This window comes from Bacillus sp. FJAT-28004, assembly GCF_001280845.1.
Lineage (GTDB): Bacteria > Bacillota > Bacilli > Paenibacillales > Paenibacillaceae > Pristimantibacillus.
Genome location: NZ_LGHP01000004.1, coordinates 143,093 through 158,456, shown reverse-complemented (window position 1 = coordinate 158,456; position 15,364 = coordinate 143,093). Strand labels below are relative to the sequence as shown.

Annotated in this window: 18 protein-coding genes and 1 riboswitch; of the genes, 16 read left to right on the top strand and 2 right to left on the bottom strand. The window is 41.2% G+C overall.

From position 1 onward, the window contains the following. Positions 1 to 4: 4 nt before the first annotated feature. Genes AC787_RS30725 through AC787_RS30710 form a run of 4 tightly spaced genes read left to right on the top strand, consistent with a single transcriptional unit; the run spans position 5 to position 4,900 of the window. On the top strand, positions 5 to 1,789 hold the full coding sequence (locus tag AC787_RS30725) for an ABC transporter ATP-binding protein (RefSeq protein ID WP_054028789.1): 1,785 nt from the start codon (positions 5 to 7) through the stop codon (positions 1,787 to 1,789). Then, complete coding sequence (locus AC787_RS30720) at positions 1,782 to 3,488, top strand: ABC transporter ATP-binding protein (protein WP_054028788.1); 1,707 nt, start codon at positions 1,782 to 1,784, stop codon at positions 3,486 to 3,488. Before AC787_RS30725 ends, AC787_RS30720 begins: the two co-directional genes overlap by 8 nt. A gap of 29 nt (positions 3,489 to 3,517) precedes the next feature. Then, positions 3,518 to 4,060 (top strand): DUF402 domain-containing protein, encoded by a 543-nt coding sequence (locus tag AC787_RS30715; protein ID WP_054028787.1) that lies wholly within the window; start codon positions 3,518 to 3,520, stop codon positions 4,058 to 4,060. A 27-nt stretch (positions 4,061 to 4,087) separates the two neighbouring features. Beyond that, positions 4,088 to 4,900, top strand: coding sequence for a class I SAM-dependent methyltransferase (locus AC787_RS30710; RefSeq protein ID WP_054028786.1), 813 nt, complete (start codon positions 4,088 to 4,090; stop codon positions 4,898 to 4,900). A gap of 75 nt (positions 4,901 to 4,975) precedes the next feature. Here the strand turns inward: AC787_RS30710 and AC787_RS30705 are convergent, their stop codons facing one another. Continuing rightward, complete coding sequence (locus tag AC787_RS30705) at positions 4,976 to 5,656, bottom strand: SDR family NAD(P)-dependent oxidoreductase (protein WP_054028785.1); 681 nt, start codon at positions 5,654 to 5,656, stop codon at positions 4,976 to 4,978. 157 nt (positions 5,657 to 5,813) lie between these two features. Here AC787_RS30705 and AC787_RS30700 point away from each other — a divergent pair, with 157 nt between their 5' ends. The 12 genes from AC787_RS30700 (at position 5,814) to AC787_RS35495 (ending at position 14,976) form a co-directional block, all read left to right on the top strand. After that, the gene (locus AC787_RS30700; RefSeq protein ID WP_054028784.1) at positions 5,814 to 6,392 is read left to right on the top strand and encodes a TetR family transcriptional regulator; all 579 of its coding nucleotides are present in this window, start codon (positions 5,814 to 5,816) and stop codon (positions 6,390 to 6,392) included. Positions 6,393 to 6,814: 422 nt separating this feature from the next. Continuing rightward, on the top strand, positions 6,815 to 7,519 hold the full coding sequence (locus tag AC787_RS30695; protein ID WP_054028783.1) for a GntR family transcriptional regulator: 705 nt from the start codon (positions 6,815 to 6,817) through the stop codon (positions 7,517 to 7,519). A gap of 738 nt (positions 7,520 to 8,257) precedes the next feature. Continuing rightward, on the top strand, positions 8,258 to 9,010 hold the full coding sequence (locus AC787_RS30690; protein WP_054028782.1) for a C40 family peptidase: 753 nt from the start codon (positions 8,258 to 8,260) through the stop codon (positions 9,008 to 9,010). A 594-nt stretch (positions 9,011 to 9,604) separates the two neighbouring features. Next, positions 9,605 to 10,036, top strand: coding sequence for a DoxX family protein (locus AC787_RS30685; RefSeq protein ID WP_054028781.1), 432 nt, complete (start codon positions 9,605 to 9,607; stop codon positions 10,034 to 10,036). 62 nt (positions 10,037 to 10,098) lie between these two features. After that, positions 10,099 to 10,428: an ArsR/SmtB family transcription factor gene (locus AC787_RS30680; RefSeq protein WP_054028780.1), complete on the top strand. Its 330-nt coding sequence runs from the start codon at positions 10,099 to 10,101 to the stop codon at positions 10,426 to 10,428. Then, positions 10,425 to 10,841: an SRPBCC family protein gene (locus tag AC787_RS30675; RefSeq protein ID WP_054028779.1), complete on the top strand. Its 417-nt coding sequence runs from the start codon at positions 10,425 to 10,427 to the stop codon at positions 10,839 to 10,841. The genes AC787_RS30680 and AC787_RS30675 overlap by 4 nt, the downstream gene beginning before the upstream one ends. Positions 10,842 to 10,862: 21 nt before the next feature. Continuing rightward, positions 10,863 to 11,228, top strand: a complete 366-nt coding sequence (locus AC787_RS30670; RefSeq protein ID WP_054028778.1) for a DoxX family protein — start codon at positions 10,863 to 10,865, stop codon at positions 11,226 to 11,228. Positions 11,229 to 11,349: 121 nt separating this feature from the next. Continuing rightward, positions 11,350 to 11,943, top strand: coding sequence for a YdeI/OmpD-associated family protein (locus tag AC787_RS30665; protein ID WP_054028777.1), 594 nt, complete (start codon positions 11,350 to 11,352; stop codon positions 11,941 to 11,943). A gap of 285 nt (positions 11,944 to 12,228) precedes the next feature. Further along, on the top strand, positions 12,229 to 12,564 hold the full coding sequence (locus tag AC787_RS30660; RefSeq protein ID WP_054028776.1) for a DUF1801 domain-containing protein: 336 nt from the start codon (positions 12,229 to 12,231) through the stop codon (positions 12,562 to 12,564). 153 nt (positions 12,565 to 12,717) lie between these two features. Next, the gene (locus AC787_RS30655) at positions 12,718 to 13,218 is read left to right on the top strand and encodes an SRPBCC family protein (RefSeq protein WP_054028775.1); all 501 of its coding nucleotides are present in this window, start codon (positions 12,718 to 12,720) and stop codon (positions 13,216 to 13,218) included. Between the two features lie 274 nt (positions 13,219 to 13,492). Beyond that, the gene (locus AC787_RS30650; protein WP_054028774.1) at positions 13,493 to 14,203 is read left to right on the top strand and encodes a class I SAM-dependent methyltransferase; all 711 of its coding nucleotides are present in this window, start codon (positions 13,493 to 13,495) and stop codon (positions 14,201 to 14,203) included. Positions 14,204 to 14,715: 512 nt separating this feature from the next. Continuing rightward, positions 14,716 to 14,798: riboswitch (cyclic di-GMP riboswitch) on the top strand. After that, on the top strand, positions 14,794 to 14,976 hold the full coding sequence (locus tag AC787_RS35495) for a DNA-binding anti-repressor SinI (protein ID WP_152970823.1): 183 nt from the start codon (positions 14,794 to 14,796) through the stop codon (positions 14,974 to 14,976). (Overlaps the previous riboswitch by 5 nt.) 14 nt (positions 14,977 to 14,990) lie before the next feature. Here the strand turns inward: AC787_RS35495 and AC787_RS30645 are convergent, their stop codons facing one another. Next, complete coding sequence (locus AC787_RS30645) at positions 14,991 to 15,326, bottom strand: helix-turn-helix domain-containing protein (RefSeq protein WP_054028773.1); 336 nt, start codon at positions 15,324 to 15,326, stop codon at positions 14,991 to 14,993. Positions 15,327 to 15,364 lie beyond the last annotated feature (38 nt).

The following is a 15,364-nucleotide window of genomic DNA, read 5'->3' as shown; positions in this document are numbered from 1 at the left end:
GTAAATGGCTGTAACGCATGTGAAAATACAAAGTCTACATCATAGTTTTACTAAAAAAGTGAAGTTATATTTTTGGATTATCTCGTTTGTAGGTAAATATCGGGCGCCTTTTATAATACTTATCCTAACTGGATTCATTACTTCAGGCGTATTGTTGGCAATTCCGAAGTTTCTTCAATATGTTATTGATTCCATTATTCCTGCTGCGGACTACCGACGGCTGATGGTTCTCATGGCGATACTTACCCCATTTATAGCCCTCATGCTGGTCTCAATGGCTGTACGTAATCTGGTGCAAAGGATTGTGCAAGAAAAATCCGCCAGCGATTTACAAATGTTAATCTTTACACATCTTCGTAAACTTGGATTCTCGTATTATGAGGAGCATCCTATCGGAGAGACACTCTCTATGTTTCAAGCGGAGATTCCAGCAATTCAGAATATATATCGGAGATATCTGCCTGTATTGATCGAGAAAATGGCGCTTCTCATTCTCTCCCTATTCTTAATGCTATCCATTCATGCATCATTGACGCTGCTCGTTATCCCATTCTTCCTCTCTTATTATTTAGTGGGGCCGTATTTTGAAAAAAAACAATCGCAATTCTTAAAAGACGGCAGCCAAAGCCGAACAGAATATAATAAAAAGATTTATGACAGTTTGTCAGGTTTAATGGAGCTCCGCATTCATAGGGCAGAGAAATGGGATTTGAATCGTTTACTGGAGAAATACAACACGAATCGTAAGCTTTGGATGAATGAACTTCTCTATGCTTTGCTGCGGGGAACTGCAAGAAGAATGACGATTAATCTGGGAGCGCTGGCACTCTTTTTGTTTGGCGCCTTTGCGGTAAGAAACGGCACATTAAATGTGGGGGAGTTTGTCGCATTCTTACTTTATTATTTTCACGTCATGGGCGATTTGACCCGGGTTATCACGATGATCACAGAGCAGAGCATGTTATTGATGCAAGGAGAGAAGCTTTATGATCTTGTTCATCAACGACCGCTCGTGGATGAGGACGAACAGGCCATTCGTTTAGAGCATGTTAAAGGGCATATTTCGATTAAAGATGTACATTTTGCGTATAACCAAATGCCGGATCGGGACATACTTCGCGGTTTGACACTCGAGATTCTGCCTGGTCAGCGTGTAGCTTTTGTTGGCAGCAGCGGCGGCGGGAAATCGACAATATTGAAACTTCTTGGCCGTTTCTATGATCCTAAATCCGGTGTTATCCAGTTGGACGGTCATCCGATTAGGGCGTTGCAAATCGACCAATTGAGAAATACGATGGGATTTGTTTTTCAGGAGACCTATTTATTCGGTTCAAGTATTAAAGAGAACATTCTGTTTGGCAATCCTGAGGCATCAGATGAAGAGTTAATCGCCGCGGCAAAGGCAGCGAATGCACATGAATTTATCGTTCAAATGCCTGACGGGTATGAAACCTCAGTGGGGGAGCGGGGCATGAAGCTATCTGGTGGACAGAAGCAACGGATTGCGATCGCACGTATGCTCTTGAAGAATCCACCAGTAATTCTGTTGGATGAAGCTACGTCTGCCTTGGACAACATTAGCGAAAAAGAAGTACAGCTTGCGCTTGATCGGCTGATGGAAGGCAGAACCACCGTTGCAATCGCACATCGTTTAACGACCATTCGTCATTATGATTTGATTGCTGTTGTGAACGAAGGTATGGTTGCAGAGTTGGGAAGTTACGATGATTTATACGCCCGGAAGGGATTATTTTATCAACTGGCGCAAGGAGGAGAACGGCTTGGCTAATTGGAGGTGGTTATCACCTTATCTGCGTTCTATGAAGTGGAGTCTCCTGCTTGCGGTTATTCTTTGTTTGCTGGATATGATCTCCTTGCTAGGCATCACCGGCATTCAAAAATGGTTGATTGATGATGTTCTGATCGGTAAGCAGTATGAGATGTTGGTACCCTACCTTTGCATTTTTGCTGCGCTGATTATTGGCTATAATGCCGTTCACCTGTTTTCTTTTATGTTGAATCGATCCAACGAGTATACTTTACAGAAAAAGCTTACAGTGGATTTGATGGCATTTCTATACAAAATGAAGGCGTCCAAGTACAATAACGATCGTATAGGGAGCATTGCGCAGCGGATTTCCGGAGACATTAATGAAACAGCATGGACTGTTGGCCATTTTATCCCTGGTGGAATTATGAATATTATTCAGGTTTTAATTCTTTCGATCTTGATCGGTTGGGCTAATCCGTCTTTGCTTATAGGTGTGACTGCGGTTAGTGTTTTTCTTGTTTTCTTGGGTAAGCGTACCGGACCTTCGCTTAAATCTGTCAGTAAAGAGATCCAACAAGAAAAAGCGGAAGTTTTGGTTCAAATCGAAGAGGGGATCGCGTCTACAAGAGAGGTTATTGCGTTTAACCGGCACAAATGGGAGATTGCCAAGTATTTACGAAGTTTTGACCGCTATTTCGCAAAAATGATGCAGGAGGGAAAGCTTCAAAACAAGCAGTTGGCCTGGAGTGAGACATGCCGTTGGGGCACAAATCTGCTTGTAATCGGTTATGGGGCGTATCTGGCGATTTCAGGAGAGATATCCATAGGCACATTTGTTATCGTATATCAATTTTCAACGCAATTGATGGAAGCATTAAACCAAGCATTTGGCTTTACCATGAATTTCGCATCCAAAAGCGGTTCCATTGAGCGTTTGGAAGAATATATGACAGATCACGAACCTCAGACTGGAAGTGTTCTTAATGAGGCCATATCGGAGATCCGATTTTGCGATGTGGTTTTCCGGTACACAGATGAGGGAATAACCATACTGGATCAATTGAGCATTGACATTCCGGCAGGTAAAAAGATTGCTTTTGTAGGGGCAAGCGGTGGAGGGAAATCCACAATCGCTCAACTGCTCGAGCGATTTTACGAACCGGTTGAAGGGCAGATCTTGATTAATAATAGGCCCCTTAAAGACCTGTCCATAAGTCGATGGAGAGATCGGGTAAGTCTGGTCTCTCAGGAACCGTACCTTTTTCCAGACACCATTTACAACAATCTTGTTTTGGGCAGAGCAGGTGTATCGGAAGAAGAAGTAATACGGTACTGCAATGCAGTGGAAATACATGAATTTATCGATAGTCTTCCTGATGGTTATCAGACCTTGATCGGTGAACGTGGAATCACGTTATCCGGAGGCCAACGACAGCGGCTTGCTATAGCACGCTCCTTGCTGAGCGAACCGGAAGTGCTTATTTTGGATGAAGCAACTTCGGCCCTGGATTTAGGTACGGAGCGTCGGGTTCAACGAAACCTCGATGCATTACGAGCTGGTAAGACTACTATAATTATCGCGCATAGATTATCAACCGTGGAAAATGCGGACATTATTTATGTGCTGGGTAATGGCAAATTAATAGAAAGCGGCAGTCACATCCAGTTATTACAGAAGGCGAGTGTTTACAAGAGCCTTGTAGCGACGAGAAATTAAAGCATGATGAACGAAAGAGGGAGTTAATAGTGAAGAGAAAATATGGTGATCTATCTCATTGGAGAGGAATACTACAAAAAACTTACAAACAAATGTATATCGAAGAAGTGGATTTCACTGGGCATGTAACACTTGTTATTTTTAATAAAGTGAAGGAACCCATTTCTTTTAAGCTGGCTGATCATGACGATTTTAATATTGTTGCAAATGGATTTATGTGGTTGCAGTATTTTCCAAGCAATGCCCATCATACAATGACGGCAGTTATTAATGAAAAAAGAGAGATCGTTCAATGGTACTTTGACATTACTTTGGCTAATGCTCTGACTAAAGAAGGAGTGCCTTATTTTGATGACCTATTCCTGGATGTGGTAGTGTTGCCAAACAAAGAAATATTTATATTAGATGAAGATGAATTATTAAATGCATTGAATAACGAAATTATATCTGAGGACGATTATAGATTAGCAAAAGCGGAGCTAGATAGATTACATGCAACTTTAACAGCTGGCAACAATGATTTACTAAAGAGATGGGATACTGATTTTAAAACACTGTACTCTGTTATTTAAATTCAAATGGTTTAGGAGAGTGTTTCCATGGCTGATAGCGTTGAAATCGTAAAAAGATTTTATGATGAAACCGTACATTACGAATGGGATCGGTTGGACCGCCATAAAGTGGAGTATGAACTTAGCAAACGCTACATGAACCGTTACATTAAGCCGAACGACAGCGTATTAGACCTTGGAGGCGGTCCAGGGAAATATTCACTCTACCTCTCTGAGCTTGGCTGTGATGTAACACTTGCCGACCTTTCACAAAACAACGTAGATTTTGCGATGAATAAGGCACAAGAACTTGAACTTCCTCTTAATTCCATTTGCATAGATAGCCGTGATTTATCAGCTTTTGAAGATGGATATTTTGACCACGTGTTATGCATGGGTCCGATGTATCATCTAAAAGAAGAGAACGACAGGGTAAAGACGATAAACGAATGTTTGAAAAAACTAAAACCCAATGGAACTCTTTTCGTGGCATTCGTCTCGTCTTTTTCATTCGTTTGGGATTATCTCATCAGCAATCCAGGTATGATTCTCACGGATGAAAGAAAATCAGAACTCAAAATTATTCTTGATGATGTGAGTTTCTCTGGGCATGGATTTACGGATAATTTTTTTATCCGTCCAAAGGATGTACTTCCATTTTTCGAAAAATTTGAACTTGAAAAATTACATTTGGTTAACTGTGAAAGCTTTTTATATTTGCGTGAGCTGGAACTTCTTAAGCAATCACCAGAAGTAATAACAGCTTGGTTGGACTTGGCAGAGCAAGTATGTGAACGTGAGGACCTAATGAGTTTAGCTGAACATTTCATGTATATTGGAAGAAAAAACAATGATAAATGAAATGACCATTTTCAAGCTAACTGGGAAAAACGATAAGACAAACATTATTTCTAACGTTGTCTTATCGCTATTACATTAATTTGGAATTTTACTCGGATCAAACCCTTGAGGGAATATTTCTTCAAATCGCTCTTTTTTCTCGTATAGGTTATACCAAGTATCAGCTATGACATCTGGATCCCCTGCTGTTCCAGCTTTTATCATGGTCCCAATTGATAGATGTCCGACAAATACACCTTTTTCTTTCAACTCATTGTGTAGGTTTGTTGCATAATTACGAATGCCCGACATAACGATTCCGCCATTCCCTACAAAAGGTAAAGGGAACATAGCAGATATACCTGTTGTAAACAGAATTGCACCTGAACCCATCTTTATCATATCCGGCAATACCTCATTGACCGATAGAACGGCAGGCAGCAAATAGCTGTTTATTTGTTCTAATACACTATCAGGTGTTGTTTCCAACACATTTGTGAATGTATCCCACCCTGCATAAGGACTGAATTCTAGTACATCGATAGTACCAAGATCTTTTTTTGCAGCTTGAATGGCATGTTTTAAAGCGGCCAAGTCCGTGAAATCCGCTACATAAGATTGTGCTTCAATATTTAGCTTTTTAAGTTCATTCATTATAATGGATAATTTCTCGGAATTTCGCGAAATAGCCGCCACCCTAAAGCCATTACTTCCGAATTTTTTTGCTAGCGACAAACCTAAGCCAGGACCTGCACCAATGATTGCAACAGTTTTCATTTTTCGTGAACTCCTTATTTGTGATATATTAAAGAAACATGCGTTGCTTTAATGAAAAATATACACCTAATGATTTAGTGCTACAACCAACAATCGATGTACGAATGTTGCTATAGCGACAAAACTGATAAACTGTCGAGTTAAGAGGTGGGGGGAAATGGCGTCAAAAGTTATGAATGTCAGAATAACACAAACGAAGCAGTCATTGATTAACGCCTTTTTTCATTTAGTATCGAAAAAGGATTTTGAAAAAATAACAGTTGCGGATATAACAAAAGGAGCACATGTAAATCGGGCTACATTCTATGCGCACTTCAATGACAAGTACGAATTATTGGACTATATTATGGGAGATTCCGCATCAGCAGCCATCGCAAAACGTACTAATGGCATAGAGATATTCGATCAAGACAGCATACATCAACTCGTTTTAGCGGTATGCGATTTTTATCAACAACCGAATATACAATGCCGCAGTAGCTATATAGGCTTAGTTGTACCACAATTGAAAGAAAAGATCATAAATGAGTTGATAGCATATTTGTCAAAAAGCTTGGATAACATCTATACAGATATCGAGAAGAATATATATGTACCAATTTTTGCACAAGTCATCCACGAAGGTGCATTTCAGTGGGCTTCTGGGAACGTAACTTTTGATAAAGAGGAAGTAGCGTTGAGAATCTCGTTATTATTAAAACGAGGTTATCAATCTTCCGAACTAACATTACGCTAACGGGGATACGGTAGTGGAATGTATGCGGATTTACCCAAAGAATCAGGGTAGTGGATAGTTCCAAGAGGCGTTAGTAAGATGACCATTCATGCCGAGACCCAAAATATGAAACGTTAAAGGCGAAATCCCTAAGGAAGGGATCTCGCCTTTTTTGCATATTGATCTAGACATATTTTATTTGTCTCCTAGACAATTTGATTTCCTCTTCATGAAAATAAGTGGGCGTTTACGGGAAAAAGATCAAATCTGGACTGTTCCGCATCCTGCTTACCGAAATATTGATCTAGACAAATTTACAGGAAGTCCACACCTGATTGATAATGTTTAACATTCGGCTAATTTGGAAATGACATATCCGATTTAGTATGGAATCAAGATGATCTTGTGAGGCGTCAGCTGAAAAGGAGTGATTAGATAGTTAAATGTTGAACCGATATACGGCAATCAGCGAAACACTCGCCAAAGAAATCGAACAAATGTCGTTCTCTAAAGGGGAACAGCTTCCGACCGAGTCGGAACTTTCCCGGCGGTTTCAAGCGAGCCGGGAAACTATACGCAAAGCACTCAAGTGTCTTATAGAATCTGGGCACATTTTCAGCATCCAAGGCTCCGGTTATTTCATCAGAAGCAAAGGGCATATGGAAAGCACCATCAATCGTTTCACAAGTATTACGGAACTGATCCGCAACGCCAATCTGGTCGAAAGCGATCTGGAAGTACAAATCTTTAAACGAAAGCCGAACGAGAATGAGCTTCAATTGCTTGATTTGGACAAGCATGACAGTGTGTTTGTCGTCGATCGGATCCGTGCGGCTAACGGAGAACCGGTCGTTTATTCCCAAAACATTATGCCCGAAAGTGTAGTGGGACCAGATTTCCCGGATAAATTCGATCCTGGTTCGTTGACGGATTGCTTGAAGCACAAATACGGGATCGTAGTCGCCGAAGCGTTAATGGAGATTCGCGCCGTTACCGATGAAGATATGCTGCCTTATCGGCTCAAGCAAAGCAACGCTCCGCTGCTGAAGTTCATTCAAGTCCATTATGATGCCAAAACGGTTCCGATTTTTCTCTCTTATGATTACATGCGCAACGATATGATCCGGTTCTTTGTAAGGAAAACGTAAGGAAAGCGATAACCCAATCAATCAAAGGCGAGCCGGAATGAAAAGGAATGTGTCGCGAAATGCTGCGGACATTTATGCGACGCCGTTTTCTAAGGGTTCATTTTTTCAAAAAAAAAAATGAGGTGATCGATTCCCATGAAGAAACAAAAATTTCTTATGGCTATGATATAATGTTGAAACTAATCGGAACATTATAGTCTAGTTAGTATACACCGGATGAGACGCAGCAAAGCTGGTTTTATCCGGTGTTTTGCATTGTAAATGGAGAATACTGCGGACTACCACGCTTTTGTTCTCCTTTAACTGCAAACCTCTTTCAGTCTCGACATCTCCCATACTTTCATGTCAGACCACTTTCCGCTCCAGGAACAGACACTACATTTTAGTTTCCCTTTAGTAGGGTCCAGTGAATTGTGTATGACGATCATACATTCTTTACTGTGTGTATCAGGAGGGACGCAACAAAAAAATAACCATGTTATTCGAAGTGAATGAAAAGTTAACGCAGATTTTAGCTAGAGCGAAATTACCAATAGAAGAGGCAGCTCATACTAGAGCTGCCTCTTATGCTTATAGGGAAGTCTTATGGTTCTTAAAGATTAAGCAACTCTAATTATTTTTTAATAATAAGGTTCATTCTCCTATTAATGCTAGGTTTTTGTTCTCATAGGAATTATTTAGGTAACTTAATTCCTGCTATATTTGTTACTAACCAAACGAATGGGAGGCAACAAATAAATGCAGCTAGAATTACTGAAAAAGAAGTTTGTTATTGTCGGGATGAGTGCGGTAATCGGGTTTAGTGCCTTAGGGATAGCGCCAACACCTTTTACATCTAAAGTTGAAGCAGCCGTGACCTATGAGACTAAAGTCATAAGCGGGGTAAATCTTAGATCCCAGCCGAGCACCAGCGGAAAGCAGATTCGTATGATCTCCAAAGGTGAGAGTATTAACGTCATCTCCAAGGTCAACAGCTATTGGTTGAAGGTAAGCACTAAAGATAATAAAACCGGGTTCATATCGGCTAATTCGAAATATACGAATTATAATAGCGGTAGCGGTAGTAGCAGCAGTGGCAGCGGCAGTAGTCAAACACCTTCGAGCTCGAAGGCCGATAAGGTCATCAGTCTAGCCCAGAGCTACAAAGGCCGTGTGAGCTACGACTTCGGTACTAGAAATCCAAGCCGTCTTATTTTTGACTGCTCTTCCTTTACGCAATTCATCTTCGACAAGGTTGGGGTAGATTTAAAGTGGGGAACGAAAGTTCAGAAAAGCCAAGGGTCTGCAGTAAGCAAGAGCAATCTTCGCAAAGGCGATCTGGTCTTCTTTGATACGATTGGCAGCAATAACCGCGCTATTAACCATGTTGGCATTTATATGGGCGCTGGGAAGTTTATTCATAATACACCGTCTGTAGATGGTATTGCCATTAACAACTTAAGCTCCGGCTGGTGGTCAAGCCATTACGTCAGTGCGCGTAGAGTTTTGTAGTCGATAGATAATAGAGTAAGATTATACTTAGAACTCCGTCCAGTAGTGGGCGGAGTTTTTTGATCGTTTTGCAGTTGCTGCAGCATTAGACATTGCAACCTTTTAATTTTTCAGATAACTGGTTATTGAACTCGCTTGAAATGTTTCAGTTTCCTCACTCAGACTCTTATTTCGAAGAATCCCCATGCAAATCGATATTTCTGAAATTCTACTTATTGCCACATGCACAAGTTTTTTCTGTATTGCTCTCAAAATCGGCCTATTTTATGAAGTTTGGTAGAGAAGATTCAATTAGCAATGCAAAAACTGTAATACGAATAAAGTTCATCGATGGGCAGTTTCAATAATTCCTCTTGGGTAAAAAAATAAGTCTAGTCAACTGATATTAATCTTTCGATAAGGTTAGTTGAACAAGACACTACAGCAGCTGGTCAAAATGATCAGCTGCAATGTTGAGTTTAAATGCCCTTGACACGACACCGAATGGTGTCCTATAATAAAAGTGTCACCAAATGGTGTCCAATTAGCAGTTAGTCATTTGGAAAGTTTAGAATCTGAATAAGTTTCACTTCAAACAATTATGAGGAGGAACAAATGAGTAAGATTATCGGTGCGGAAATAACCGCGAAAGTAGTAACCCAGCCCCGGGGAAAAATGATTGCTTATTGGTCAGTCACATTACTACTCGCAGCAGCTGTTATGTTAAGTGGTATCGGGCAACTGATGCAATTTGGGGGAAACCTCGAGTTAGTGACGAATCTTGGTTACCCATTATACGTCTTAACCATTCTCGGAATTTGGAAAGTGATTGGAGCCATCGCTCTCGTCGTGCCAGGTTTTCCTCGGCTTAAAGAATGGGTTCACGCTGGTATCTTCTTTTTAATGACTGGTGCGGCTTCATCTCATGCATTTGCTAACGATTATGGTGATTACGGGTTTAATATTATCCTTCCGCTTTCATATGCAGCACTAAATATCGTTTCGTGGGCGTTACGTCCGAAGAGCCGCAAACTAGGGAAGCGGTGAAACTAACGGCCATTCCTTCGTATCACCATGGATTTCTACTATAGAAAATTGGAGGGATTGCAGTGAGCGAGAACAACGAGAAGCGGGATGTGTTTGACGCGATTGCAGATCCAACTAGGCGCCGACTAATTCGTCTCTTAGCAGAGGCGGAGGAGATACCGCTTCATGAATTAACCACACAGTTTCAAATGGGCCGTTCAGCGGTATCCAAGCATTTGACAATCCTCAAAGAGGCCGGACTGGTCCTTGACCGAAAAGTCGGCAGAGAAACGCGATTTAAGCTAAACACTTCTCCACTCAGAGAAATTCAAGATTGGGTGGCTTTCTACAGCAAGTTCTGGAGTACGAATATGTTGCGCTTGAAGCAACTATTAGAGGAGGAAGAAGAATGAGTTTAACATTATCCTTGGATTTTCAATACACGACATCGATCGAGAAGCTTTGGTCCGCCTTAACCGATTCAAGCAAGCTTGCCAAGTGGGTGGCTAACATCCACACCGGTCAGGCGATGGATAATGATTTTGTACCCGTTGTGGGACACCATTTTCAGTTTCGCACTCAACCAACCGAATATTGGAATGGAATTATTGAAGGCGAAGTACTGATCGTGGAGGAACCACACCGCTTGTCCTATACTTGGTCGAGCGGTGAGATGCACACGGTTACCTGGACGCTACAGGATTTAAGGAACGGAAAGGTTAACCTTCATCTCGAACAATCTGGAATTTCAAATTCTCAATTACTGGGTGGAGTTAAGTATGGTTGGAGCAAATGGTGCGGAGAGCTTGAAAAGGTATTTGCCTAATTGCAAAAGGAGGAGAACCTTATGCTTATCCTTTCTATTATTTTACAAAGTTTTCTACTCGTCACAATGACTTTTGCCGGCGGAAACAAGCTGGGAGGCGCGAAAAGTTTTGTTGAAATGTTCGATTCGCTTAAGCTGCCGCAATGGTTCCGGGTTGTTACGGGGCTCGTTCAACTAGCCGGGGCAGTCGGACTTGTCATCGGATACTGGCATCTAGCAGCAGTCTCATGGGCAGGCATTTGGATTGGCATCACGATGCTGGTGGCATGCCTCTTGCATTTGAGAATTAAGCATCCTCCCGTTCAAGCGATGCCGTCCTTAATCATTACTTTGATTGCGTCCGCTCTGGTACTCGTGAATGCATTCGGAGTGCCGCATCCATTATAGATCATAGTAGTATCGGTTAAACAAGAACAAGGGCCGTATGAAGCCCGTGAAAACCGCGGGCTTTTGATTTATCGGACCACAATCGAGCAAGATAATACAAAAAGAAAAAGGGGCTACCATGATGACAAAAGGTGAAAGGAATCCTAAGATTGATCCCTATTTTAACAAGCTAAAGAAGTGGAAGGAAGAATTCGAGCTGTTGAGAGATATCGTTCTTGACTGCGGGATGACCGAGGATTTTAAGTGGATGCATCCTTGTTATACGTTTGAAAATAAAAACATCGTTTTGATTCATGGTTTTAAGGATTACTGCGCGCTTCTGTTTCACAAAGGTGCGTTATTAAAAGATCCCCATGGGATCCTAATCCAACAAACGGAGAATGTTCAGGCAGCGCGTCAGATTCGGTTCACCAATGTTCAAGATATAGATGAAATGCAACTTATCTTGAAATCATATATTGATGAAGCCATTGAAGTTGAGAAAGCCGGTTTGCAGGTGAACTATAAAAAGAATACGGAATATATCATACCTGAAGAATTAGAAAATAAATTCGTTGAAATCCCCGACTTAAAAACGGCTTTTGAAGCATTGACGCCTGGACGGCAAAGAGCATACATTCTGCATTTTTCTTCACCCAAGCAATCCAAAACTCGAGAGTCAAGGGTTGAAAAATATATCGCGCATATCCTCAATGAAAAGGGAATAGATGATTAGTATATTTATCTATGTCGAAGGACTAGAACATACATGGATTAAACTCCGCGCTAATCGCGGAGTTTTTATTTTGCAGATAGCAATTGTCGGAAGTCAAAAACATTGTCCAATTCCCGAATGAGTAAAGCGTAGAGGAAAAGTACAAAGGGTTTTCGCGAGATCACATCATTAAGCTAACGGGCAACTTAGCATGGAAAAATTTATATATTCCTTGACAGGAATATTCCGGAAGTGGTATATTTTCTCCATAAGCAATGAACTATTCAAATAGGAGGCAAAAACAAAGTGAATCAGGAAGTTACGGCCTACATTGAAAATCTGCCAAAATGGCAGGGTGGAATCAGTTCGACCCTACGGGACATGATTCATGGGACGATTCCAGAAGCCGAAGAACGCATTCAGTACAAGAAACCGCATTTTCTGAAAAATGGAACTTATGCAGCGGTTATTTCGCCTTCAAAGGACGCCATTGCGTTCATGATTATGAATGCAAACGGCATTGACTTTCCGAAGGGATTCGAAGGGCCTGCCGAACGGAAGTGGATCAAATTGCGGGAAGGGGACACTCCGGATCTTGCCCTGCTGTCTGGCCTTCTGAAGCAAGCCTCCAGCACACTGTAACAGAAATCATCGGGAGGGGCTAATGAATACGACAACTATTGGCTCGGATCGTTTCGCGGCATGTGGGAAGAACGTTTTGATCGTCTTTCCGATTATTTCATTCATTTGAATTGAAAGAACAGGTTCATCCCTAAATTTCAAGGAGGAAATCTAATGAACAACCCACAAGGACTTTTATTGAAACGTGAGTTTAACGCCCCTCGTGAACTGGTATTTAAGGTGTGGACCGATCCGACGCATTTTGGCAATTGGTGGGGACCCAAGGGTTTCTCTCTTGAAGTTGGAAAGATGGACGTCCGTCCAGGTGGTATATTCCTTGGCTGCCAGAAGTCTCCAGATGGGCAGCACGCCATGTGGGGCAAGTTCGTTTACCAGGAAGTGCAGGCGCCGGAGAAACTGGTATGGGTTCAATCGTTTTCCGATGAAGAAGGGAACACCGTTCGCGCCCCGTTCAATCCGAACTGGCCGCTTGAGATTCTGAATATTCTAACGCTTGAAGAAAACGAGGGAACGACGGTTTTAACGCTGCAGGGCGGACCGCTCAATGCCTCTACTGAGGAACAGGAAGCATTCGACGCGATGGCACCGATGGTTGCACAAGGGTTCGAAGGCACGTTCGAGCAACTTGCCAATTACCTGGCTAGTCAACAGTAAGCAGATACAAATCGGTAAGACGGAAGCCTCGGGGGAATTACTTCGAGGCTTTTTCATTTGCCTCTATCATGCGGCGAGCGTGCTGAACATTACATCAGGCAGACGTAAAGGTGCAAGTCCCCCCGTAACGGGAAGTAAGTATTTGTGGTTCGAGATGGAGGGTGAGTGAATACCGACTTTGCGTAGAGGGCAAACCCCAATGGTATATTAAATACCTATTTATGGTAGTGTTGAATTGACAAGGCTAAGTAAATAAAAGACCGGGGGTATAGTTTTGTCAATTAATCGACTCGACAATATCAGAATGAAAGAAAAGCAATATCATGATGATTGTTATGAAAACCTAATACTTTTTCAGGAAGGTTCATGGTTACAAAGACCTGTAAAAACGATATTAGACTTGTTCGAGATTTTTAATCACAGAACAGATTTACGGATATTGGATCTAGGGTGCGGTGTCGGAAGAAACAGTATTCCATTAGCCCAGAGACTAAAGAAAACAACAGGAAAAGTTGTTTGTGTAGATTTGCTCGAGTCTGCTATCCGGAATCTTGAGAAATATGGCCAACAGTACGACGTCATTAATAGTTTTGAAACGGTTATATCAGACATAAGTAATTTCAACATATTACCTAATTACTATGATTATTTGTTCTCTGTTTCAACATTAGAGCACCTAGATTCCAAGGTTACTTTTGACCAGGTGTTAACAAGAATGATTGAAGGAACAAGGGAACAAGGAGTTCATTGTTTAATTATTAATTCGAACATTAGAGAGACAGTTGTTGAAACTGGTTCACAAATAGATTCTATGTTCGAATTATTATTCGATACAGAATTGTTATTCAAGAATCTCTCGATTTTGTATAAGGATTGGCGAGTATTGAAAAAAACTGTTATACCTTACGAAATTGAAATAATTAGAGATGGTAAGCAAGTGTTATTAAAGAGTGATGTTATAACCTGGGCTGTACAAAAATATTGATTCATTGAACTAACGGGAGACGATAGCTCAATAAGTACGAAGAAACGGCAGCCGGTGAAGTGGTTGTCGTTTTCTCAACTGGTAGGATAATTGAAGAAGGGTAATATCTATTTTTCAAAGTATTAGATACAGCTGTTATAAGTCCAAGAATTTTGAGTATAACCACATACGCTATAAATGAGGGGATGGTGGACAAGATGTTAAGAGCATCTCACATCATTCTCTGCCGTAGCTTAAAGGCGATGTTCCTGCATCGCCCTTTTTTAATTTGAGTAAAATAAAGAAATCAGTCGAAAATATCCATAATTGAAGTCCTCATGTTTGTTCAACGGGCAGGAAAGTTAAAAGAACTATCCCAAGTCAAGCGAATTAGTAAGACAAGTAAAAAAGCATTATGTGTCCTTTACAATCAATTCGACAAAAAATGTAATAATCTATCATTTTTGTGAGACACAAAGCGATAACATGCGTAAAAGAGCTGATTTATAATAGATAGAGAAATCAAATGAAGCAGCAAAAGGGAGACGTTGAAATGCGTTTAGTATCTGGGCACCTTAAACGCAAGGAGTCATTGGTGCAACCGTCCCAGAATGAATGGGGGACATAGGATTATGGGACTTATAAAATCAGAGAATACTCAGGACTTGGATTTGGAATGGGTAGCCCTAATAAAAAGTGCGCGATCAATGGGATTTACGAAAGAAGACGTGCGTAAAGTTTTTCTGTGCCTTCAGGAAAGTGATAAGGATGACACTCAAGAAACGTCTGTTTAATAATAAATAAAACGTTATTCACGCTTGATCTTCCACTTGTTAAATTCCAAAAATTCTTTAAACTGATCCTTGCTGACACCAGAAGCCACAGCCTCTCTTACCAATTCGGACCATTCATGTTCAAGATGATCAACATCAACATTTTGCTCAGACTGGTCGATTTTTAAAAATTCTTCAACTGTAACCTTCAATACATCGCTTACCTTTTCGAGAAACTGAATCGAAGGATTTTGTTGAAGCCCTCGTTCAATGGAGCTTAAATAAGATTTCGCGACACCGGCTCTTTTAGAGAGCTCGGTCAGTGATAAGCCATTTCTCTTGCGTTGCATCTTAATACGTTCTCCGATCATTGCAATCCCTCCGTCCTCACATCATTGTTGACTACTCT